This is a genomic window from Rufibacter roseolus, assembly GCF_017916365.1.
GTDB classification, from domain to species: Bacteria; Bacteroidota; Bacteroidia; order Cytophagales; family Hymenobacteraceae; genus Nibribacter; species Nibribacter roseolus.
On record NZ_JAFMSU010000001.1, the window covers coordinates 1,211,622 to 1,231,330 of the forward strand.

The 19,709-nt window shown below is 53.0% G+C and carries 17 protein-coding genes; 7 read left to right on the forward strand and 10 right to left on the reverse strand.

From position 1 onward, the window contains the following. Positions 1-5: 5 nt before the first annotated feature. Positions 6-782 carry an amidohydrolase gene (locus J3P35_RS04985; RefSeq protein WP_210463253.1) on the reverse strand — a complete coding sequence of 259 codons (777 nt, stop codon included), beginning with the start codon at positions 780-782 and terminating at the stop codon, positions 6-8. A gap of 132 nt (positions 783-914) precedes the next feature. On the opposite strand from J3P35_RS04985, the gene J3P35_RS04990 reads away from it, so the two are divergent. Continuing rightward, complete coding sequence (locus J3P35_RS04990) at positions 915-1,454, forward strand: 5' nucleotidase, NT5C type (RefSeq protein ID WP_210463254.1); 540 nt, start codon at positions 915-917, stop codon at positions 1,452-1,454. A 766-nt stretch (positions 1,455-2,220) separates the two neighbouring features. Here J3P35_RS04990 and J3P35_RS04995 read toward each other — a convergent pair. From J3P35_RS04995 to mfd, 6 genes are all read right to left on the reverse strand, one after another. Further along, complete coding sequence (locus tag J3P35_RS04995) at positions 2,221-3,369, reverse strand: pyridoxal phosphate-dependent aminotransferase (protein WP_210463255.1); 1,149 nt, start codon at positions 3,367-3,369, stop codon at positions 2,221-2,223. Positions 3,370-3,427: 58 nt separating this feature from the next. Further along, positions 3,428-4,009, reverse strand: coding sequence for a uracil-DNA glycosylase family protein (locus tag J3P35_RS05000; protein WP_210463256.1), 582 nt, complete (start codon positions 4,007-4,009; stop codon positions 3,428-3,430). A 250-nt stretch (positions 4,010-4,259) separates the two neighbouring features. After that, positions 4,260-5,219, reverse strand: coding sequence for a hypothetical protein (locus tag J3P35_RS05005; RefSeq protein WP_210463257.1), 960 nt, complete (start codon positions 5,217-5,219; stop codon positions 4,260-4,262). Positions 5,220-5,736: 517 nt separating this feature from the next. Further along, complete coding sequence (locus J3P35_RS05010) at positions 5,737-6,141, reverse strand: response regulator (RefSeq protein ID WP_210463258.1); 405 nt, start codon at positions 6,139-6,141, stop codon at positions 5,737-5,739. A gap of 25 nt (positions 6,142-6,166) precedes the next feature. Beyond that, the gene (locus J3P35_RS05015) at positions 6,167-9,640 is read right to left on the reverse strand and encodes a PAS domain-containing protein (protein ID WP_210463259.1); all 3,474 of its coding nucleotides are present in this window, start codon (positions 9,638-9,640) and stop codon (positions 6,167-6,169) included. Positions 9,641-9,774: 134 nt separating this feature from the next. Next, positions 9,775-13,131, reverse strand: coding sequence for a transcription-repair coupling factor (gene mfd / locus J3P35_RS05020; protein WP_210463260.1), 3,357 nt, complete (start codon positions 13,129-13,131; stop codon positions 9,775-9,777). Between the two features lie 266 nt (positions 13,132-13,397). On the opposite strand from mfd, the gene J3P35_RS05025 reads away from it, so the two are divergent. Next, positions 13,398-14,654 (forward strand): PAS domain-containing protein, encoded by a 1,257-nt coding sequence (locus tag J3P35_RS05025; protein WP_210463261.1) that lies wholly within the window; start codon positions 13,398-13,400, stop codon positions 14,652-14,654. Between the two features lie 49 nt (positions 14,655-14,703). Further along, positions 14,704-15,054, forward strand: coding sequence for a histidine kinase (locus J3P35_RS05030; RefSeq protein WP_210463262.1), 351 nt, complete (start codon positions 14,704-14,706; stop codon positions 15,052-15,054). A 99-nt stretch (positions 15,055-15,153) separates the two neighbouring features. On the opposite strand, the gene msrA is transcribed toward J3P35_RS05030, so the two are convergent. Then, entirely contained in the window at positions 15,154-15,819 is a 666-nt protein-coding gene (gene msrA, locus J3P35_RS05035; RefSeq protein WP_210463263.1) for a peptide-methionine (S)-S-oxide reductase MsrA, read from the reverse strand. Between the two features lie 139 nt (positions 15,820-15,958). On the opposite strand from msrA, the gene J3P35_RS05040 reads away from it, so the two are divergent. The 4 genes from J3P35_RS05040 to J3P35_RS05050 all read left to right on the forward strand — a co-directional run bounded on the left by J3P35_RS05040 (position 15,959) and on the right by J3P35_RS05050 (position 18,554). Then, complete coding sequence (locus J3P35_RS05040; RefSeq protein WP_210463264.1) at positions 15,959-16,228, forward strand: hypothetical protein; 270 nt, start codon at positions 15,959-15,961, stop codon at positions 16,226-16,228. A 181-nt stretch (positions 16,229-16,409) separates the two neighbouring features. After that, entirely contained in the window at positions 16,410-16,763 is a 354-nt protein-coding gene (locus J3P35_RS05045) for a hypothetical protein (RefSeq protein WP_210463265.1), read from the forward strand. 388 nt (positions 16,764-17,151) lie between these two features. Continuing rightward, positions 17,152-17,349: a hypothetical protein gene (locus J3P35_RS22270; RefSeq protein ID WP_394371260.1), complete on the forward strand. Its 198-nt coding sequence runs from the start codon at positions 17,152-17,154 to the stop codon at positions 17,347-17,349. A gap of 665 nt (positions 17,350-18,014) precedes the next feature. Continuing rightward, positions 18,015-18,554, forward strand: a complete 540-nt coding sequence (locus tag J3P35_RS05050) for a ferritin (protein WP_210463266.1) — start codon at positions 18,015-18,017, stop codon at positions 18,552-18,554. 64 nt (positions 18,555-18,618) lie between these two features. Here the strand turns inward: J3P35_RS05050 and J3P35_RS05055 are convergent, their stop codons facing one another. Then, positions 18,619-18,891, reverse strand: a complete 273-nt coding sequence (locus J3P35_RS05055; protein WP_210463267.1) for a (2Fe-2S) ferredoxin domain-containing protein — start codon at positions 18,889-18,891, stop codon at positions 18,619-18,621. 151 nt (positions 18,892-19,042) lie between these two features. Next, entirely contained in the window at positions 19,043-19,603 is a 561-nt protein-coding gene (locus J3P35_RS05060) for a hypothetical protein (RefSeq protein ID WP_210463268.1), read from the reverse strand. Positions 19,604-19,709: the final 106 nt, after the last annotated feature.

The following is a 19,709-nucleotide window of genomic DNA, read 5'->3' on the forward strand; positions in this document are numbered from 1 at the left end:
ATCCCTCACACCTCAATCGTGAACGCATCGGCGTCAATGTCCCAGGGGAGTTTGCGGCGGGTTTCTTCCAGGTGCTCGCGGGATAGCGTGATTGTGGAGACGGCTTCTTCGTGTTCATGGTGTACCAGTTCCTCGCCTAGTAGGTTGTAGGCCGCTGAGTCGCCGGAGTAGGTGTGGCCTTTGGCATCGGTGCCCACGCGGTTCACGCCTATGCAGTACACCAGGTTCTCAATGGCGCGGGCCCGCAGCAGGGTTCGCCAGGCCAGGCGGCGGCGGTCTGGCCAGCTGGCGATATAGATGAGCACATCGTAGGAAATAGGCGTATTGCGGGACCAGACCGGGAAACGAAGATCGTAACACACGAGCGGGCAGATTTTCCAGCCGTTCAGTTCCACAATCAACTTTTGGGTGCCAGGGGTGTAGGCTTCGCACTCACCGGCCATCCGGAAGAGGTGGCGCTTGTCATAGTGCTCCAAGGTACCACCGGGGCGCATCCAGATGATGCGGTTGTAGTAATTTCCGTTCTCGGTGATGATGAGGCTGCCCATGACCACGGCGTTGCGCTCCTGCGCCATCTGCCGCATCCAGGCCACCGATTCGCCGTCCATTTCCTCAGCCAGCGCCGGGGCATCCATGCTGAAACCGGTGGTGAACATCTCGGGCAGAATGATCAGATCGGTTTTGGGAAGCCCTTGGATTTTCTCCTGGAACTTGGTGCGGTTGGCGGCGGCATCGTGCCAGGCCAGATCTAATTGAAGAAGGGAAACGCGCAGGTCAGACATCGAGGTAAAGAAGAATTAGGAATCTGGAATTAGGAATTGGAGAGATAAACCCTGATTTTGATCCTTCAGGAGAACCTATCTGCTCTATCCCCCGATAAAAGTACTCACTTCTGTTTACATCAAAAATCCCGTATGGAGATTCAAAAGAAAAAGATTGCCATTGACATGGACGAAGTCATGGCCGACCCCATTGCCAAGTTCATTCAGTTATACAACAAAGACTGCGCCTTGGAACTCACGCTGGAGGCCCTGCACGGCAAAGACGTGCACGAGGTGGTGCCGCCCGAGCATTCCCATAAAGTCTGGGAGTACATCAACGCTGAAGGCTTCTTCCGGGACCTGGAGGTGATCCCAGACAGCCAAGAAGTTATTAAAGCCCTGATGGAGAGATACGATGTTTTCATTGTGAGCGCGGGCATGGAGTTCCGGAACTCGCTCATTGATAAGTTTGACTGGCTGCAGGACCATTTCCCCTTCATCAGCTGGCGCAACTACGTGCTCTGCGGGGACAAAAGCATCATAGGCGCAGATATCATGATCGATGATCGCCCCCGCAACCTCCGCACCTTCTCCGGCGACCGCAAACTGCTCTTCACCTCGCCGCATAATGTGAACATCCATGAGTTTGAGCGGGTGAGTACGTGGAGGGAAGTAGCGGAGAAGTTGTTGTAAGTATTTCCTTTTTGGGATGTTTTCTAAAAAAGAGATTAAAAACCAGAATCGCTTTCCTTGGGGGCAGTGTCCCCCTTTGAAGGGGGTAGGGGGATGACAACGCTCGCTGATTTTCTCTTTCCTGGTTCAAGTCTGCGACTTGGACCTAATCCCCTCTTTCCTCTGGTTCAAGTCTGTGACTTGGACCTAACATGGTCTGAAGTTTGCAACTTCAGTGAGGCGTCAGCCTCAAGCTCGGGTTTTGGTTTTCTATGGCGCGGATTTACTTCCGTGACTCACTTTTTCTGCCTTTGCTTCCTACTCCCTTCCCTACTAAATTCATTGCTGCAGTTGCGCCCTGCCTGCGTTTGTCACTTTTCTCCTTGATGAGAAAAGTAACCAAAAGAATCAAGAAGAAAAGAAACTCGCTGCCGCTCAGACAGTCTTTTCTTCATTCTCTGTGACACCCCGCTGCTGTTCCCTGTTGCATAGCAAGCTTACGCCACTGCCATTGGTTAAGCCACTGCCTACGCTCGTCGGAGGTTGGGTTACGCACGCGCCCAACCTCCGCCTCCCTGCATGTTAGCTGCCTTGCCAGAAGAGCCGCTGCAATGCCTTCATTGTCCTGCGGACGGGCGTGATGATCCAACGGTTCTAGCCTTTCTCCCGCGCTGATATGGTGCGCCGCCATTGTTGGTGTTATCACCAACAACCTGAGCTGCGGTGAAAAGGCAAGGGCAAAGGTGATTTATCCTACAACTCAGGACTCAAGACTCAGAACTCAGGACTACAACTGACACAGTCTTTCCGCCGCAGCCCGCAATGTCTCCTCTTTCTTGGCGAAGCAGAACCGGATCACCTGGTGATCTAAGCCATCGTGGTTGAACACAGAGACGGGAATTACGGCTACGCCGGCTTCTTTGGTGAGCCATTGGGAGAAGTCCACGTCAGACAGGTCAGAGATTTGGGAGTAGCGGGCCAGTTGGAAATAGGTGCCGGCGCAGGGCAGTAGTTCAAATTTGGAAGGCGCTAACAGCGAGGCGAACAGGTCCCGTTTCTGCTGGTAGAACAAGGGCAGGGTAAGGTAGTGCTCCTGGTTGTCAAGGTACGCGGCGATGGCGTGCTGCAGCGGGGTGGCCGTGCTGAAAGTGAGGTACTGGTGTACCTTCCTGAACTCACGGGTTAGCAGCTCCGGCGCGATGCAGTAGCCTACTTTCCAGCCTGTGGTGTGGTAGGTTTTTCCGAAGGACGAAACCACGAAGGCGCGTTCAGCAAGGGCCGGTACCGTGAGCACGCTGCAGTGCGGCTGCCCGTCAAAGACCATGTGCTCGTAGACCTCGTCGCTGAGGATGAGGAACGGGTGCTGCTGGGTAAGGCGGGTGAGCGCATCCAGGTCAGATTGGTTCCACACGGCGCCGCTAGGATTGTGCGGTGAGTTGATGATGAGCAGGCGCGTTTTAGAGGTAAGCTTTTCCTCCACTTGTTGCCAGTCTACACTGAAATCTGGAAAGCGCAGGGGCACGAACACCGGTACGCCGCCGCTGAGTTCAATGGCCGGTACATAAGAATCGTAGCAGGGCTCCAGCACAATCACCTCATCGCCGGGCTGCACCACGGCGGCAATGGCTGCGAACAAGGCCTCGGTAGCGCCGGAGGTCACCGTAATCTCCGTTTCTGGTTGGGCGGCGTAGCCGTACAGCAACTGCGTTTTCTGGCTTATTTTCTGCCTGAGCGATAAAAGGCCGGGGCTGGGCGCGTACTGGTTAAGCCCGTTCCGCATGGCCTCCGTCACCAGATCCACCAGCTCCGGCGGACAGTCAAAATCGGGGAAGCCCTGTGACAGGTTGATGGCCCCGTGCTGCAGAGCCAGTTGGCTCATGGTAGTGAAGATGGTGGTGCCTACGTTCGGAAGTTTACTCTGCAGATGAATGCTCATGCGTTTAAAGCCTGTTTTGGTGAAAATAGGCAAAAAACGGATTGGGTCATGAAGAAGGTCATGAAGAAGGCAGCATGGACTGCACAATTTCCTGCAGGGTAGGCACTACCTCGCGCTCAAACCAGGGGTGGCGCTTGAACCAGGCAATGTTCCGGGGCGATGGGTGCGGCAGCGGCAGGTATCTGGGTAAATATTCCTGCCAGGCTTCTACAGTCTGGGTGAGGGTGGCTTTGGCATCCTGGCCCAGAAAAGCCTTTTGGGCGTACGTGCCTATAAGCAACGTGAGCTGAATGTTGGGCAACAGTGGCAGGAGCTGCGGGTGCCAGTGCTGGAAACACTCGGGGCGGGGCGGCAGGTCGCCGGACTTGCCGGTGCCCGGATAGCAGAAGGCGGTGGGCACTATGGCTACGTGGGCCTCGTTGTAGAATTCATCGGGGGTGAGCCCCAGCCAGCTGCGCAGCCGCTTGCCGCTCTGGTCATCCCAGGGAATGCCCGAGGCATGTACTTTGGTGCCGGGCGCCTGCCCCACAATGAGTAGTCGTGCCGAGGTTGCCGCCCGCAGCACCGGCCGGGGACCGTGTGGCAGGTGGGCGGCGCACAACTGGCAGGCCCTTATCTGGGGAAGGAGTTCTTCTAGCATGGGGTGAAGGCAAAGGTATCTAAGGGCAAATTTCTGAAAAAGAGGCCAGAAACGCCTGCAAAAAAGAAGCCGGTACCAAATGGCACCGGCTTCAAGACTGTTTTACATTTTCCTAGGCTTCCAGGTAACCGTCAACAGACACCTCATCTTCCGGGAAAGCCCGGAGCAATAAGATGGAGGCGACTACACTGGTCAAAGCAATGGCAATCATGAGTGCTTTCATAGTCTTCTCTTAAGTGGGCACCCCTGGTTAGTAGTACCGGGGGTTGTTGTTTCGCGGGTTGTTGGAGCGGTCATCGCCGGAGTCTGTCTCATCTGACCAACGGGGACCTCTTTCAGCGCCTCGGTCATGGCGGGAGCGGTACTCATAGTCGTGGTCATGGCGGCGGTTGTCATGGCCATGGTCGTGGTCATCTGAGTGACGGTTCCGGGTGAAGATGTTCTTCACATCATGCCATACTTCGCGCAGGCCTTCTCCCATGTCGTTTAGGATATCGCCTTTGTCATGGTCCATGCGGCGGCCGTCATTTGAGGTGTAGCGCTGCTCTCTGTACCAGTCATGGTTGCCGCTGCCGTAACGGTAGTCATCGTCTTTGTAGCGACTGCGCGAGCCGGGGTACTCATTGTACGGGTTGCTGTCTGGGCGGGGCAGTTCCTGGTGAACGCCTCTCGGCTCCATGTAGCCCCCGCGGTAGTAGTTCTCATTGGTGTCATCGCGGCGGCGCTGCTCAGAGATTCTGTTGTCTGGGTGAATGCGGTCATGGCCCTGGCCGTAGGAATCCTGGCGGGCAGAATAGTTGCCGCGTTCATCGCCGTAGGGCGAGAAGTGGGAGTTGCTGTTATTGTTGTTGAAAGCCGATTGGCCTGGCTGACGCTCAGACTGCGGGGTGCTGTTGCCGCGACCATCGCCGTAGTTCAGGCTGTTGGGGTTGCGGTAAGAGCTGTACTCACGGTTGCCGTAGTGTTTGCTTAAACTGGCGCCACGGTCTGCGTTGGAGTTACGCTGATGGGTGTCCTCGGGGAAGTGACTTCTGGTCTGGTTGCTTGGCCCGGTGTGGAAGTTGTTCCCGTTGTCCCAGTGGTTGTCATGCGAACGCTCAGAATGCTGGTTCCGCTGCTGGTCCCGATAATATAAATCGCGGCCTACTCTGTGGTTTTGGGCTTCGTTGTCCCGGCTGGGGTTGAAGCCGTTTCTTTGATTATCGTCCATGATTTCTATCGTTTAAATATCAATTAAAATGCCCACCGGTGCCGGTGGGAAATGTAAGTATGTGTACGATAGCGTTTGCGCAGGGTTAAGATAGCGGGGTTTGAAGATTAGTATTTTTACGGTGTAGGCCTTGAGAGCCAAGGCGGAGAAAGCTTGTGGATAACCTTTGCGGAAGAAAAGAGTAAGTGGGAGAAATTAATTTCCAGCTTACTTTTTATGAAACAATACTTACCTCTGTTGGGTGTTTTCCTGTTGTTCTTTTTGGTGATTTCTGGGTTTGCGTACGGTAAGCCTAAAAAAGTAAACATGGCTTCTGAGGCTATTGTTACGGCGCAAACCACAGCGCTCATCCGCTAGACTACCGCATGGAATCCTTCAGATAAACCGGCATCCTTTTTCTATTCCTGGCTTTATTCTTTTTTACAAACCAAACCACGCCACTCCAGCATAAACAAAAGGGCGGCCCTGATCTATTTCAGGGCCGCCCTTTTGTTTATAGGCGTAAAACGCTTGAGGTTTATGCAAAGTGCTGCTTCAGGATCTCGCGCACATGGGCTTCTTCCAGCGGCTTGGAGATGTGCTGCTCCACGGCGTTGTATTTCTTCAGTTTCTCCAGGTCATAGAAGCTGGCCGATGAGGTGAGCATCATCACCAGAATGCATTTCTGGTATTCCTCAGGCAACTGGTGGTACTGGTCCAGAAACTCAAACCCGTCCATGACCGGCATCTTGATATCCAGGAACATGAGGTCGGGGAGGGGTTGCCCCTTGGCGATGGCATCGTTCAGAAACGTAAGCGCCTCTTCTCCGTTGGTGACCACTTCAATGCGGTCTGCTATCTCCATGCGGGTAAGAAGCCGCTTGTTTAAATAATTGGTGGTTTCGTCATCGTCTACCAACAAAATGAGGTTTAACCTTTTCATAGGGCAAATATAGAAAGCGCTTAGTCTATTGAACGCTGTTTCTGAAATAAATTGTGAAAGTGGTGCCCTGGTCTACCTGGCTGTCTACTTCAATGCGGCCGCCGTTCTTCTGCACAATGCGGTTAAGGATGTACAGCCCCAGACCGGAGCCCTCCACGTGGTTGTGGAAGCGCTTGAACATCTGGAACATCTTGGCGCCGTGTTTCTCCATGTCCATGCCCATGCCGTTGTCCTGCACCGTGAGCACCGTGTAGCCATTGACGTTGCTTTGCGTGTGCAGGCGCACCACGGGCGCACGGTCTGGAGAGCGATATTTCACCGCGTTGCTGATAAGGTTATAGAAAATACTCTTGAGGTTCACCCTGGAGTACAACAGCGTGTCTGCCTCTGCAAAGTCGCAGGTGATGTGGGCGCCGGCTTTCTGGATGAGGTCCTGGATGCTGAGCTGTACCTCATCTACCAACTCAGACAGTTTGATTTCTTCCTGGTGCGCGTCAATCTCCTTCTGCACTTTCACAATCTCCGCCAGGTCTGAAATGGTGGCGTTGATCTGCTTGAGGGATTTGTTGAACATACTGATGAGCAGCTGCGCATCTGGGTCATGGAAGGTAGCGTTCTGGGTAAGCTCCTGGAAGATGCCGGCCATGTTGATGATGGGCAGCTTTAAGTCATGGGAGGCGGTGTAGACAAAGCTGTCCAGGTCCTCATTGATACTGCGGAGCTCGCGGTTAGTTTGCTCCATGAGTTCTTCATTGCGTTTCTGGTCTTCTATTTCGGTACAGGTGCCAAACCATTTGACAATGTTTCCTTCCTGGTCGCGGAGCGGGAGGGCCCGGCCCAGAAACCAGCGCCACTCCCCGTCAGCGGCCCGCCTGAACCGGTACTCCACCTGGTAGGGTTCGCCGGTGCGCAGCGAATAATGCCAGCGGGCGAAGGATCGTTGCCGGTCATCTGGGTGCAGCAGGTCATTCCACACTTTGGGGCCTTTGCTGGCCTCTACGTCAAAACCGGTAAATTCAACCCACTGCTTGTTAAAGTATTCATGGTAGCCCACTGCATCTGTGGTCCAGACCAGTTGGGGCATGCTGTCTGCCAAAAACTGGAAGTTTTGGGTGCTTTCCTGCAGGTCAAGCAGCATTTGCTTCTGGTCCTGGATGTCTGTGTGGGAACCCACCCATAAGGTGATGTTGCCTTCTTCGTCACGCATGGGTACGCCGCGTACCAGAAACCAGCGGTACTCTTCTTTCGCTTTGGTGCGCCAACGGTTTTCCACCATGAACGGCTCGCCGGTTTTAAGCGAGTGGCTCCACCCGGCATGCGTCTTGGCCAGGTCATCTGGGTGGATAAAGTACTCCCAGCCCCAGCCATTAAGTTCTTCCTGCGTGGTGCCCAGGTAGTCATACCATTGCTGGCTGTAATACTCTACAAACCCGTCTGGCTTGGCGGTAAAGGTCATGTGGGGCAGGGCATCCAGGATTTTGAGGGTGCGCTCATGCGAGACTTTCAGTTCCTCGGCTAGTTTCTGGGCTTTTTCCCGTACCCGCACCCGCTCAGTTACCTCCACTACCACAATAATGATTCCTTCCACCGCTCCCTCCGCATCAAGCAGGGGTTGGTACATGAAGTTGAAATAGCCTAGCTCCAGTTCACCGTTTCCGTTCCGGTCTAAGTAGGCAGGGGTCTCGGTTCCTAAGTACAACTCCTTGGTGGCATACACTTTCTCCACAATGTCAAAGAAGCCTTGTGTCTCCAACTCAGGAAGCGCCTGGCGGAACGGTTTGCCTACGGTTTCGCGGCCGCCAATCAGTTGCTTGAACTGGGGGGTGACAAAGTCCACGATCCAGTCCGGGCCTTTGAGCACGGCGAACTGAACCGGTGATTGGGACAGCATGCGCTGCACATACTCATCGCGCTCTTTGAGCTTGGACTGGATATCTTTCTGGTCCTGGATGTTGGTGTCTACCCCAATCCAAGAGTTAATGGTGCCATCTTCATTGATGAGCGGGGTAGCGCGTATGGTGAACCAATGGTATCTGCCATCTGAGGCCCTTCTAAGCCGAGCCTCATTCACGTACTCCTGGCCGGTCTTCAATGACTGGCTCCACCTGTCAATGGTAAATTTTAAGTCTTCTGGATGGACAATGTGGTCCCACCCTTCGTCTGGGCTGGTATTGCCCGTGTACTCATACCAGGCTTTGTTGTAGTAATGGATGTACCCATCGGCGCGGGCTACCCAGGCAATCTCGGGAATTCCTTCCAGCAGCGCGCGCACGTGCTGTTCACGCTCCTTTAGCTCGGCGGCGTATTTGTTTTTCTCTGTCAGGTCCAGCATGGCCCCAATCATGCGGATGGGTTTTCCGGCTTCATTGCGGGCCACCAGACCACGGTCAAAAACGTGGGCGTAAGTGCCGTCTGCTTTCCTGAACTGGTATTCATCCTGCCAGTTGGTTCCGCCGTTGTCAATGACGTGGTGAATGCCTTCCACCACCCGTGCGGCATCCTCGGGGTGAAGACGGCCATACCAGGAGTTGATGTCGTGCTCTATGTCTTCTTGTTTGTAGCCGAAGGTGACTTTGAACCCATCGTTCCACCAGATGAAATCATTGGTGAGGTCCCAGTCCCAAATCACGTCATTGGTGGCCTTGGCCAGGAGCTCAAACCGCTCCAGGTTTTCTTTGGCCAGGCGTTCATTTTCCTGCTGGCGCTCTATGTCAATGAGGGTGCCCAGCATACGGTACGGCTTGCCTTCATCATTGTACAGGATGTAGCCATGGTCCATGACATGGGTGTAGGTGCCGTCGCCTTTGAGGAAACGGTATTTGCCAGACCATACCTTCTCCTGTTTCTTGACGGCCTCCGAAATGCTTTCCCGCAGCCCATCATATTCAGACGGATGTACGCGGGCATCCCATTGGGCAGGGCTTTCGCCGTCTTCAGATACCTTGTGGCCAAAGACCTGCTCAAAGTTCTTGCCCCAGTAGAATTTGCCGCTGGCAATGTCATAGTCCCAGGAAGAACCGCCCGAGGCCTCCACAAAGGCCCGAATGCTGCCTTTAGTGATTTCCTGCTCCTGTTTGTATTTGTGAGCCTCCGTTACGTCTACCACGCTGTGGATAAGGTACTGGACCTCGCCGGCAGCGTTCAGAACCGGTTTGTTGGAGGGCTGCCAGTATTTCTCCTCAAAGCCTCCGCCCATTTCCTGTGGTCGGGTCACATCGTAGCGCTGCAGGGCCATGGTGTGTTCCACCTTATGGGTCAGGGCATAGTGCAGTGACTGCTTCAGGTTCAGCTCGCTGTTTAAACCAGGTACTGCCGGGTTATCCGGGAAAACATCAAACAGGTATTTGCCTATGATGGAGGAGTCCTTTAAAGTAGCTTCTAAGTAGGCATCGGTGGCTTCCAGGATAATCAGTTCCGGGGACAGGAAGAGGTGCAATCCCGGAATAGCCCTGAGGAGAGAAGGTAAAGCAAGAGGAGCAGAGGTGGAAGAAAGCATCATGTGCGTCAACGCATTAAATACTGGGTAAGATGCCCGCCAGGAAATTTTCCTGTAGCATACTAGTCAATAGCCGGTTAAAAGAAAAGTAAAACCTGTTTAGGGGCTAATTGTTAGAAATCAGCCCCTAAACAGTTTTACACCTGCATTTCCCCGAAGATGGCTTTGGCCTGCTCCAGCGTGGAGACATCCTCTACCGTCACAATCAGTTTATCTTTGGCCTCTTTCAGGCGGGAGCGGCGGGAGTGCTGCTGCACGTACCGTAAAATACGACTGAAGGTTTCTGAGTGGAAGAAGGCCTCGTTGTTCTGGCTGGGAATATACCCCTTGAGAGTGTCTTTCTTGAGCGTGAGTTTCTCAAAACCCAAGTGGCAGGCCTCCCAGCGCATTTTCACGATGTTCACCAGCTGCTCCACTTCCGGCGGCATGGGCCCGAACCGGTCTACCATGCCCTCTGCCAGTTTCTCCAGGCTCTCCAGGTCTTTCACACGGTCCAGCTTGCTGTACATCTGCAGACGCTCAGAGATGTTGCTGATGTAAGAGTCTGGGATGAGGATCTCCAGGTCGGTCTCCACGGTGCATTCCCGTACCGGTTCCACCAGTTTCTCCAGGTCGGTGTCTTTGAAGAACAGGTCGCGGAACTCGGTTTCCTTCAGCTCCTGCACGGCCTCGTCCAGAATCTGGTGGTAGGCCTCAAAACCCAGGTCGTTGATGAACCCGCTCTGCTCACCGCCCAGCATGTTGCCCGCCCCGCGGATGTCCAGGTCACGCATGGCAATCTTGAAGCCCTCGCCCAGATCAGAAAATTCTTCCAGGGTACTCAGGCGCTTGCGGGCATCGGAAGGAAGTCCAGACACCGGTGGCGTTAACAGGTAGCAGTAGGCTTTCTTGTTGGAACGGCCCACGCGCCCGCGCATCTGGTGCAGATCTGAAAGCCCGAACATGTGCGCCCGGTTAATGATGATGGTGTTGGCGTTAGGAATGTCCAGCCCGCTTTCAATGATGTTGGTACTCACCAGCACGTCATACTCGCCCTCCACGAAGCGCATCATGCGTTTCTCCAGCTCCTCGGGGTCCATCTGGCCGTGGGCGTAGGTTACCTTGGCATCGGGTACCAGTTTGAGGATGAGGTTGGCCATCTCCTCAATATCCGAGATGCGGTTGTGCACAAAGAAAACCTGACCCTTGCGCTTGAGTTCATGGGCCACCGCGTCGCGGATGAGGGTGTCTTCAAACACGTGCAGCTCGGTCTGTACCGGCTGGCGGTTAGGCGGTGGCGTCGCGATTACTGACAAGTCACGGGCGCCCATCAATGAGAAGTGCAGCGTGCGCGGAATTGGGGTGGCGGTAAGCGTGAGCGTATCTACGTTCACCTTGATTTCCTTCAGGCGGTCTTTCGTTTTTACCCCGAATTTCTGTTCCTCGTCAATAATCAGGAGGCCCAGGTTTTTGAACTTGACGTCTTTGCTGGCCAGGCGGTGCGTGCCGATGAGGATATCGGTTTTGCCTTCGCCCACGCGCTTGAGGGTTTCCTTTATCTGCTTGGTGGTCTTGAAGCGGTTGATGTACTCCACGTTCACGGGGAAGGCCTCCAGACGATCCCGGAAAGTTTTGTAGTGCTGCATGGCCAAAATGGTGGTAGGCACCAGCACGGCCACCTGCTTTCCATCACAGGCCGCTTTAAATGCCGCCCGGATAGCCACCTCCGTTTTTCCGAAGCCCACGTCGCCGCAGACCAGCCGGTCCATGGGGTGCGGCTGCTCCATGTCGTTTTTCACGTCCTCAGTGGCCTTGCCCTGGTCTGGGGTGTCTTCGTAAATGAACGAGGACTCCAGCTCGGCCTGCAGGAAACCATCGCGGGAATAGGCGTAACCGGGCGCTTTCTTGCGCTTGGCGTATAAAGAAATGAGTTCGGCGGCAATGTCTTTGACTTTGCTCTTGACCTTCTTTTTCTTGTTCTCCCATTCCTGCGAGCCTAGTTTGCTCATGGTGGGCGGCGTGCCTTCCTTGCCGGTGTACTTTGAAATCTTGTGCAGCGAGTGGATACTCACGTAGAGCAAATCATCATCGCGGTAGACTAACCTTATCGCCTCCTGCAGGCGGCCACCTACCTCCACTTTCTCCAGCCCCGCAAACCGCCCGATGCCGTAGTCCATGTGCGTTACGTAGTCGCCGGGCTTGAGCGTGCGGAGTTCTTTAAGGGTAAGCGCCTTGGATTTAGAGTAACCTTCGCGGGTTTTGTGCTTGTAGAAGCGTTCAAACAGCTGATGGTCTGTATAGCAGACCAATTTCACCAGATCGTCCACAAAGCCCTCGCGCAGCGCCAGCATCAGGTGGTGGAAGCGCACGTCGTGGTCCAGTTCATCAAAGATGGTGGTGAGCCGGTCAGCCTGGCGCGGTGATTCAGCGGCGATGACGTTGACGAAGTCCTTGCTCTGGTTCTCGTGCAGGTTGGCTACCAGCCGCTGGAAGTCTTTGTTGAACGACGGCTGCGGATGCGCCTGGAATTGCACCACCTCGGCGTTCTTGAAGTTGAAGCGCTTGCCAAACTCCACCAGCGTGAACGTTTCCAGGGCCTTTTTGAAAGACTTGCCAGATTCAAACAAATCTTCTGGGTTGGAGACAATCTGCACGCCCGCGCTGTGCTCCAGCATCTCTTTGAATGCCTGCTCAGCCTTTTCAAAAGACTCAGAGACCACCTCTACGGTCTGGCGGTAATCCTTTACCCAGATCTTGCTGTCATCGGGGATGAAGTCCAGGAACGATTCCCGCGTCTCTTGCAGCAGTTTGGTCTGCACGTTAGGGATGATGGAGATCTGCTTTTTCTGCTCTACTGAGAGCTGCGTGTTAGGGTCAAACGTCCGGATACTCTCAATCTCATCACCGAACATCTCCAGGCGGAACGGCAGTTCGTTGGCGTATGAGAACACATCCACAATGCCCCCACGCACGGCAAACTGACCGGCCTCGTAGACGAAATCGGTGCGTTCAAAGTCATAGCTGGCCAGCATCTCCGTTAGGAAATTCACATCCAGTTTCTCGCCCACCTTTGCGCCCAGCGTGTTGGCCACCAAAGACTTCTTGTTGATTACCTTCTCGGTGAGGGCCTCTGGGTAGGTCACGATCAGGGCTCCGGCGCCGGCCCGGTTGTTCAGGCGGTTGAGCACCTCGGCTCGCAACAGGATGTTGGCGTTCTCGGTGTGGTCAAACTGGTAGGCGCGCTTGTACGAGCTGGGAAAGAGCAGGACTTCCTGGCCTTCTTCTAGCAGGTTGGAAAGGTCACTGTAAAAGTAAGCGGCCTCCTCGCGGTCATGCAGGATGAACAGGTGCGTGCCCGGCTGCATGGTCTGCAAGGCAGACGCCACCACGGCATCAAGGCTGCCCACCAGTCCTTTCAGTTGTATATGTTGAGGTTCAGGAGTCTGCAGGCGTTGGGCCACGGTTTGCACCACGGGATCTTGCCGGTACAGCTCCAAAAATTGAGTTGCTTTCAAGGGTAAATCTTTTCTAGAAAATCAGGGGCAAAGCTAGCCATTCTTGCCGGTTAAGGAAACGAAGAGCAAGAACGCTTAGTTGCCCATAAGCCTAACGGTACAGGCCTCTCTATCAACAATGTTTTGGGCATATTTTCTCCAAAACAGGCAAAAAAGAAGAACACAGGCCCAACACAATTTCAAGGTAATTTGTATACACAGTGAAATATATACCCTGATTGCCTTATTTTTGGCGCTGCATTCCTTCCGAAGCCTAACCTCTGTATATGGAATTCTTTGATTATTTCATCAATATCCCTGAGAACATTGTGATTGTTTCTCCTGAGTTCAAGATTCTGGCTGCCACAGACCGGTACCTGAAAACCACTATGCGCAGGCGGGAAGAAATCATAGGGAAGGTCTTTCTGAAGGAAGTGTACCAGGAACCAACCATTTCTTTTGAGGAGAACCCGGTGATCATCTCCATCAAGAAAGCCATGGAAACCAAGCAGGTCGATTACCTGGACGTGCTCAGATATGACCTGGAAAAGCCGGCAGAAGATGGCGGCGGCTACGATACCCGCTACTGGGAGGCATCACACACCCCGGTGCTGGACGAGGCGGGCAACGTACGGTTCGTGATCCAGAACACCTCTGATGTAACGGAACGCGAACTGGCCAAACAAGCCCGTAAAGCCAGTGAGGAGAAGTTCAAGTTCCTCACTGATGCCGTGCCGCAGCTGATCCATACCGCCGAGCCAAACGGCGCCTGCACCTACGTGAACCAGCGCTGGCTGGACTATACCGGTCTGCCGTTTGAAGAATTCATGGGCAGCAGCTGGCAGAAAGTAATCCACCCAGATGACATTTACCGCGTTACAAACCGGCAGAAAGAAGCCATTTACGCCGAGACCGAGTTTCAGGCCGAGCTGCGCATCAGGAGCAAAGACGGCAGCTACCGCTGGTATCTGGTAAGAAGCCTGCCCATGAAAGATGAACAGGGCAAGGTAATTATGCGCGTGGGCAGTGCCAACGACATCCACAGCACCAAACTGATGGTGCAGGAGATACTGGAATCAAATGAGCAGATGTCTGTCCTGTCAGACCAGGTGCAACAGGCGTTCCAGAAAGCCGAGGATCAGCGCCTGACCTTGGAGCGCCTCATTATGCAGGCACCCGCTATCTTTGCCATCCTGAAAGGGAAGGAGCACCGGTTTGAACTGGTGAACCCGCAATACCAGCAACTGATGCCCGGCAGAGAACTTACCGGAAAAAAGGTGAAGGAGGCAGTGCCGGAGGTGGTTGAGCAAGGATTCTTGCAGATCCTGGACAATGTCTATACCACTGGTCAGCCTTTTGTGGCCGAGGAAATTGGCGTGGAAATGGACTGGAACAACACCGGTCACAAGGAGAAGCGTTACTTTACCACCACCTACCAGCCCCTTATTGAGGCAGACAAGGTAACTGGCATCATTGTTTTTGGGTATAATGTCACAGACAAAGTAAAGTTAAGACAAGAGTTGGAAACACTCAGAAAAGGGTAACGCCCCAATTGAGGTTTAGAACTATCTATTAGAAGTAGTTTTGCTGCAAATGAATCAAGCGCAGGTAGATTTCCAACAATTACGGATTAAGCATATTCTGTTTAAGTCAAAAGTGCGTTCTGTGCTTTACGGCGGCACGCATGATGCTGACTTTTTCTCGCGTAACGGACCCATCAACATCTGGTTTAACTCTGTGGGGTTCTCCAGATACAGAAACGTTGCTGAAGTTCTGGAGCTGAAGCAGGTTCAACAAGACCTAAGCTCCGCCGCCGATGCTCTGTTTAGCCTCTATGACCGCGGTAAGATTGACGAAGCCCAGAACGGCCTTGCCAGGATTGAGGAGTTGTCTGGCCAGTTCCTGGAATTACTTTCTAGGTTAGAAGGCAAGTTAGCCGCTTAGGCTTCAAAAGATATAAAAGCAAAGAGCGCTGTTCCCTGGGGGGCAGCGCTCTTTGCTTTTTAGAGGTCTGGTATTTTGGTTTAAACCTACGGTGCAGGCTTATTCCCCGTCCTTCAACTTCCCTTCCATCTTCTTTTTGAATTTATCCACCTTAGGCGTAGAGACCGCGCGCATGTACGGGTTGTTGGGGTTGTTGCGGTAGAAATCCTGGTGCTCTTCCTCGGCGGGGTAGAAGGCTTTGAAAGCTACTACCTGGGTCACAATAGGGGCCTGGAACGCCCGGGCACTGTTCAGTTGCTTGATGTAGGCATCTATCTGGGCTTTCTCCTCTGGGGTGCGGTAGAAGATGGCCGAGCGGTACTGGGTTCCTTCATCGGGGCCCTGGCGGTTGAGGGTGGTAGGGTCATGCGCCGCGAAGAATGCTTCCAGCAGGGTATGGTAAGAAACCACCTTGGGGTCATAGTAAATCTGAACGGCCTCGGCATGGCCAGTGAGCCCAGTGCTCACCTGCTCATAGGTAGGGTTCTTGGTGGAGCCGCCGGTGTAGCCAGAAACCACGTCATAGACGCCTTTCAGCTTCTCGGCGGCTTCCTCGGTGCACCAGAAACAGCCACCCGCAAAAGTAGCCACAGAAAGGCTGTCGCGGGAAACAGTGGGCTGCTGGGCCGATGGTTTGGCAGACGTAGCGGCTTGTTTTTCTTTCCGACCCTGGGCGCAGGAGGTGAAACCCAACAGGAATATACAGGCAAAAAGGAGAAGTCTCATGATTTGGATACTAGGTAAAGTACATATGAGTAGAACCGTAAAAGTACGGTAAAAGTTTAGGGGCGCGCCGGCCCGGGGTGGGTAACTTTTTAGGTTTGGCTTCGTCCAAAGAAGAGTTCACTAACCTTTCCGTAAAACTATGGCAGAATCTGCGAAAACCACTACCGACCATAACACTATCAAGAAATGGGCCGAGGCCCGCGACGGCAAACCCGCCTCGGTGAAAGGCACCGGAAACGGCGATGAGGCCGGCCTGCTGCGCATCAACTTCCCGGGTTACGCCGAGGACAACCTGGAGGACATCACCTGGGAAGAGTTCTTCGAGAAATTTGAGGAAAAGAAACTGGCTTTCCTCTACCAGGATGAAAAAGACAGCCGCTTCTCCAAGCTGGTGAGAAGAGAGAAATAAGTTGTATGCGTATGTTTCTCTTGAAGCGTTTAGGGTCTGAATCCTTTAAAACAGGCTCTAAACGCTTTTTTCTTGCCAGCGGCAGAAAATTGAGCAATATCATTCCTATTTATTTGGACTAATTCTAAACTGATGCTATTTTTGTAGTGTTCCCTTTTGAGCAGATCAGTTGAATTGCCTTATGCCAACCCCCCAGAACCTACAAGAGCTATTCCGGACCATATACGGCGCTGTTTACCAGTGCAACAGGTATAACTGCTATCTTGTGGAGTTCGCCGGCGGCATTTCGCCTTTCAAAGTGAAGGATTTCCTGGCCCTGAAGCAGCACGTAGACGCCATCAACGTGGAGGCTATGTTGGAAGACCCCTCCCGCGCCTCAGATGTACATGTGCTCATGCCCTACCGCTCAGAGCGCTGCTTCGTGTTGACCCTCACAGACGTGCTGCATTTCCAGGAATTGCTGCAAGGCGCCCGCGCGATGATGTCTTTGAACAGTATGCTGTACGAGTGCCTTTACGCTCCCGCTGTTTACTAAGTCTTTCTTCTTCTTTTTTATTTCTCGTTTTCTCTTTTCTTTTTTCCCTTGTTTGGGCCTTTTGTTCGTTTAGGCCTTTTGTTGTCTGTTCCGGCTTATAAGATTGATTTTCTGAATAGCTTGATTTCCGTTTTAAGCATGTTTTCTGGAAAATGCATGTCAAACGTAAAGTCACCCTTTGACGGGGTAGGGGATGATTTTTTCTACTGATTATTTTACTTCCTCTGGTTCAAGTCTGAGACTTGGACCTACTATGGGCTGCAGTTTGCAACTGCAGTGAGGCGTCAGCCTCAAACTCGCATTTCGCTCTGCATAGCCGGTAATTCATTGCATATCCAATCACTTCCACCAAAACAGGGATTCTCCCCTTGAGGGGAGATAAAGAGGGGTGTTTACATCTGCCGGTTTTCTTGCAGATCCTTTAAAAAGCAGTTACTACCTATTTCCTTCCTCACCAAGCCTCAGAACTGCAGCCGCGGTCTGCCCACGTTTGTCACTTTTCTCCTTGATGAGAAAAGTAACCAAAAGAATCAAGAAGAAAAGAAACTCGCTGACGCTCAAACAGTCTTTTCTTCACTTTCTGTGACACCCCGCTGCCGCTATTTATTGCATAGCGAACTTACGCCATTGCTGTTGGAGAAGCCACTGCCTGCGCTCGTCGGAGGTTGGGTTACGCATGCGCTCAGCCTCCGCCTCCCTTCATGGAACTGTCTTGCCTGAAGAGCCGCTTTAATGCCTGCATCGTCCTAGCGGACGGGTGGAGCGTTGTCGTCCTTACCTTTTTTCTACGGGTTGGGGGATGTAGAGACAAGGCATGCCTTGTCTCCCACGGTTCCAATGCAATAAAAGGCAGCTATCGGAAATCAACCGGAAATAACCGACGCTACCTGAAAGGGCACGCACAAGAGATGCCCCTACATTTCTCACCGTTCTCCGCGTAACCCCGCCCACCGTTGTTGGTGTTATCACCAACAACCAAAATTATGGTTCAACCGCCTTCCCACACATGGCGGAACTCCCCTCCTCGGAGGGGTAGGGGTGGGTTACGCGTTCAGGAGCCATTTTAAAGAAAACAAGTTCAAAACACAGCTACAACCTTATCAGGCGCCTCTTATCCCTTCTACAGACCTGAATTTAGACTGAATCTGTATTACGCCAAAAAGGGCTTTGGCAAGAACAAAGAGCGGCTTTAACCGGTATATTTGAGTTAGGCCGCTTATCCAAGTCAGGCTGCAAAAGGAGATACAGACCATGAAAGATTTACTGAGATTGCGTACCTCTCTTTCAGAAGAAATAGAAACGCTCTTAAACGAACAGATAAAAGTTGAGGCCCATTCCTCGGCTACGTATTTGGCCATGTCCAGCTGGTGCAACCGCCAGGGGTATGACTACAGCGCCGATTATTTCATGAAGCAGTCGCATGAGGAGCGTGAGCACATGCTCAAACTGTTCAACTTCGTGGGTGATCTGGGCGGACACGCCATTTCTCCCGAGGTGGTGAACATTCCGCAGGAGTTTGACTCTTTCCGCGATGTGTTTGAAAAGGCCCTGCAGCAGGAGATTTTTGTGACCCAACAGTTCAACCGTCTGGCCGACCAGTGCATGAAGTCACGGGATTACATGACGTTCCAGTTTCTGCAGTGGTTCCTGAAAGAGCAGGTGGAAGAGGAGTATGTGGCTCGCCGCGCCCTAGAGCTATTTGACGTGATCGGTGAAGAAGGCACCGGCCGTTGGGAGATTGACAAGCACGTGCGCAAAATCAAATATGATAACGACACCGCCGGCGAGTAACCTTTGTAGAAGGCTTCCCGTATAAAAAGCAAAACCCCTCAAGCCCGTAAGCCTGAGGGGTTTTTTATTTGCCCAACACCTGTTCCCTGAAAACCTGCAGAATCTGTGCTTCGCTCATATCGTGGAGCCAGATGTTCTGCGGCTGTATACTGAAGATAGGGCCGTGCTTGCAACGGTCAGTACAGTCAGTTTTAATGATCTCTACCTCGTCTTTCAGGCCGGCCATTTTCAGTTGGTCGCGCATGTTCTTCCGGATTTCCTTGCCGCCGCGTTTCTGGCATTTGCCGCTTCCGCAGGCGTAGATTACCTGGCGTGGGGTGGTTGGGTACTTACTCATATAAAGCGTGGATGTCTCCTCTCTTGTACGGCCCCGGTCTAGAATGGCTGTCCTATCTTTGTTTCGCCTGCCGTTTCAATGCCTTTTGTTTTCCGGTTTTAAAACCGATTCTTTAAAATCAGCCATAAAACAAGAAAAGCCGCTAAAGGCGTTATTCTTCGTAAGCGTTGCGTTGCCGCTGGGTTTTGTAGATCTGCCAGATGTAAAGCAGGATGCCGCCGGCCAGTAACCCGTAAATGGCATAGGTGAGCGCCCCGTTGTTCTGCTGGTACACGGTGTCTTTGCCCTGGAAAAAGGTGAGGTTCTTGGCCGGCGCAGATAAGCCGTACAGCCGGCGCACACCGCCGTTTTCCAGCACATCTTCCCGGTCGCTGTACTCCACGCGCAGCCGGTCGCCGGGTTTAAGGGCGGCTTTGAAGGCAGTGGTATCAAAGGCGGCTTCCTGCTGACCGGAAAGCTCAAACCGCTCAGCGAATTCTTTAAGCCAGATGCCGTAGTCTCTATTTCCCTCAGGGGTTTTCTTGAATGAATAGTTGATCAGGGTTCCTTCCTTCACCATCAGGTCCTGTACATGCTTCACCTCCTGCGTCAGGTTCTTGAAGACCAGCAGACCTAAGCCCATAATGATCAGAAGAATGGCGGGCATGAACTGACCCGAGATGGGCAAAGGGAAAGTAGGAACGCCTAAAGTGCGTCTACCGCGTTTTGACATAGTATGTTTGAATAAGATAAAGTCCTAAAAGTATTAAAACTATGCCGGTAATAGAAGAGTTCGTTTAAGGCAGGCTTCTTTCAGGTAAAATTAAATATGGCGGAAC

Excerpts from the sequence above, each read along its gene's own strand:
- J3P35_RS04985 (WP_210463253.1), bottom strand. The coding sequence starts at position 782 with ATGTCTGACCTGCGCGTTTCCCTTCTTCAATTAGATCTGGCCTGGCAC.
- J3P35_RS04990 (WP_210463254.1), top strand. The coding sequence starts at position 915 with ATGGAGATTCAAAAGAAAAAGATTGCCATTGACATGGACGAAGTCATG.
- J3P35_RS04995 (WP_210463255.1), bottom strand. The coding sequence starts at position 3,369 with ATGAGCATTCATCTGCAGAGTAAACTTCCGAACGTAGGCACCACCATC.
- J3P35_RS05000 (WP_210463256.1), bottom strand. The coding sequence starts at position 4,009 with ATGCTAGAAGAACTCCTTCCCCAGATAAGGGCCTGCCAGTTGTGCGCC.
- J3P35_RS05005 (WP_210463257.1), bottom strand. The coding sequence starts at position 5,219 with ATGGACGATAATCAAAGAAACGGCTTCAACCCCAGCCGGGACAACGAA.
- J3P35_RS05010 (WP_210463258.1), bottom strand. The coding sequence starts at position 6,141 with ATGAAAAGGTTAAACCTCATTTTGTTGGTAGACGATGACGAAACCACC.
- J3P35_RS05015 (WP_210463259.1), bottom strand. The coding sequence starts at position 9,640 with ATGATGCTTTCTTCCACCTCTGCTCCTCTTGCTTTACCTTCTCTCCTC.
- J3P35_RS05025 (WP_210463261.1), top strand. The coding sequence starts at position 13,398 with ATGGAATTCTTTGATTATTTCATCAATATCCCTGAGAACATTGTGATT.
- J3P35_RS05030 (WP_210463262.1), top strand. The coding sequence starts at position 14,704 with ATGAATCAAGCGCAGGTAGATTTCCAACAATTACGGATTAAGCATATT.
- msrA (WP_210463263.1), bottom strand. The coding sequence starts at position 15,819 with ATGAGACTTCTCCTTTTTGCCTGTATATTCCTGTTGGGTTTCACCTCC.
- J3P35_RS05040 (WP_210463264.1), top strand. The coding sequence starts at position 15,959 with ATGGCAGAATCTGCGAAAACCACTACCGACCATAACACTATCAAGAAA.
- J3P35_RS05045 (WP_210463265.1), top strand. The coding sequence starts at position 16,410 with ATGCCAACCCCCCAGAACCTACAAGAGCTATTCCGGACCATATACGGC.
- J3P35_RS05050 (WP_210463266.1), top strand. The coding sequence starts at position 18,015 with ATGAAAGATTTACTGAGATTGCGTACCTCTCTTTCAGAAGAAATAGAA.
- J3P35_RS05055 (WP_210463267.1), bottom strand. The coding sequence starts at position 18,891 with ATGAGTAAGTACCCAACCACCCCACGCCAGGTAATCTACGCCTGCGGA.
- J3P35_RS05060 (WP_210463268.1), bottom strand. The coding sequence starts at position 19,603 with ATGTCAAAACGCGGTAGACGCACTTTAGGCGTTCCTACTTTCCCTTTG.